At 70.1% G+C, this 2,274-nt stretch carries 2 protein-coding genes; both read left to right on the top strand.

The window, feature by feature from the left end:
- Positions 1 to 1,518, top strand: coding sequence for an L-arabinose isomerase (araA, locus tag ACFXC1_RS51180; protein WP_381257366.1), 1,518 nt, complete (start codon positions 1 to 3; stop codon positions 1,516 to 1,518).
- A 46-nt stretch (positions 1,519 to 1,564) separates the two neighbouring features.
- Positions 1,565 to 2,274, top strand: a 710-nt coding sequence (araD, locus tag ACFXC1_RS51175) for an L-ribulose-5-phosphate 4-epimerase AraD (protein ID WP_381257363.1), incomplete at its 3' end; no start/stop codon positions are given.

The raw sequence follows: 2,274 nt of genomic DNA, 5'->3' as shown, positions 1-2,274 counted from the left end.
ATGGACACCACAGCCTCTCCCTACCCCGACCAGGAGATCTGGTTTCTCACCGGCAGCCAGGGCCTGTACGGCGACGACGTCCTGCACCAGGTCGCCGAGCAGTCCCGCAGCATCGCCGAGATCCTCTCCGGTCCCGGGAAGATCCCGGTCCGCATCGTGTGGAAGCCGGTCCTCACCGACGCCGACGCGATCCGCCGGCTGTGCCAGGAGGCAAGCTCCTCCGACACCTGTGTGGGCGTGATCGTGTGGATGCACACCTTCTCCCCGGCCAAGATGTGGATCGCCGGACTCTCCGCCCTGGACCGGCCGCTGCTGCATCTGCACACCCAGTACAACCTGTCGCTGCCCTGGCCCAGCATCGACATGGACTTCATGAACCTCAACCAGGCCGCCCACGGCGACCGCGAGTTCGCCCACATCGAGTCCCGCCTCGGCATCGACCGCAAGATCGTCGCCGGTCACGCCACCGACCCCAGGGTGATCCGGCGCGTCGCAACCTGGGCGAGGGCCGCCGTCGCCCGCCACGCCTCACGCACGCTGCGGCTGGCCCGTTTCGGCGACAACATGCGCGACGTCGCCGTCACCGAGGGCGACAAGGTCGAGGCCCAACTGCGGTTCGGCTACTCGGTGAACACCTACGCGGTCAACGACCTGGTTGCCGTCGTCGACGAGGTCGCCGACAAGGAGGCCGCCCAACTCGCCGCCGAATACGTCGAGTTGTACGACGTGGTCCCGGCCCTGCGCCCCGGCGGCATCCGCCACGACTCCCTCCTCTACGCGGCCCGCCAGGAGATCGGTCTGCGCGCCTTCCTCACCGAGGGCGGCTTCACCGCCTTCACCACCAACTTCGAAGACCTGGGCGGACTGCGGCAGTTGCCCGGTCTCGCGGTCCAGCGCCTGATGGCCGACGGCTACGGGTTCGGCGGCGAGGGTGACTGGAAGACCTCCGCACTGCTGCGCACGATGAAGGTCATGGCCGCAGGCAAGCCGGGCGGCACCTCCTTCATGGAGGACTACACCTACCACCTCGGCCCCGGCACCCCGCGCATCCTCGGCGCCCACATGCTGGAGGTCTGCCCCTCCATCGCCGCCGACCGCCCCAGCTGCGAAATCCACCCCCTGTCCATCGGCGGCCGCCAGGACCCCGTCCGCCTCGTCTTCAACGCGGCCCCCGGCCCCGCCCTCGTCGTCGGCCTCTCCGACCTCGGCGACCGCTTCCGGCTCACCGCCAACACCGTCGACGTCGTCACCCCCACCGAACCCCTCCACCGCCTCCCCGTCGCCCGCGCCGTCTGGAAGCCACGTCCGTCCCTGGCGGAATCGGCGGAGAGCTGGCTGCTCGCCGGTGCCCCGCACCACACCGTCCTCAGCTCCGCCGTCGACACCGAAACCCTCACCGACTACGCCGCCATGACCGGCGTCGAACTGCTCACCATCGACGAGACCACCACCACCGGACACCTCGCCAAGGAAATCCGCTGGAACGCCGCCTACCACCGCCTCGCCCAGGCCCTCTGACCCCCACGACCCCCGAGTTCCTGACCGATCCGCAAGGAGAGCACCGATGACCGCGCGAGTCCGTGACGGCCTGCGGCACGAGGTACTGGACGCCAACCTGACCATCCCCCAGGCCGGTCTCGCGACACTGACCTGGGGCAACGTGAGCGGCGTCGACCGCGAGGCCGGGGTGTTCGTCATCAAGCCCTCCGGCATCCCCTACGCGAACCTCGCCCTCGAGCACCTGGTGACCGTCCGCCTCTCCGACGGCACAGTCGTCGGCGGCGACCTGCGTCCCTCCACCGACACCGAGACCCACCGCTGCCTCTACCTCGCCTTCCCCTCCATCGGCGGCATCACCCACACCCACTCCACCCACGCCGTCGCCTTCGCACAAGCCCGCCGCGACATCCCCGTCCTGGGCACCACCCACGCCGACACCTTCAACGGGCCCGTCCCCTGCACCCCCGACCTCACCCCCGACCAGTGCGCGAACGACTACGAGTACAACACCGGCCGCGTCATCGTCGACCTGCTGGCCAGCGACGACCGCAGAGCCGCCGAGGTCCCGGCCGCCCTCGTCGCCAACCACGGCCCCTTCACCTGGGGCACCACCGCCCGCAAATCCCTGGAACACGCCATCATCTGCGAGGCCGTGGCGCAGATGGCCATCCAGACCCTCGCACTGTCCCCCACCGCCCCACCACCCCCGCACCTCCTGGCCCGCCACTACACCCGCAAACACGGCCCCGACGCCTACTACGGCAACCCGGCCCC

The organism is Streptomyces hokutonensis (assembly GCF_042751305.1).
GTDB lineage: Bacteria > Actinomycetota > Actinomycetes > Streptomycetales > Streptomycetaceae > Streptomyces > Streptomyces hokutonensis_A.
This window is presented reverse-complemented; position numbering and strand designations above follow the sequence as displayed.

What these genes read in the sequence shown, in the direction of transcription:
- araA (WP_381257366.1), top strand. Translation starts at nt 1, where the DNA reads ATGGACACCACAGCCTCTCCCTACCCCGACCAGGAGATCTGGTTTCTC.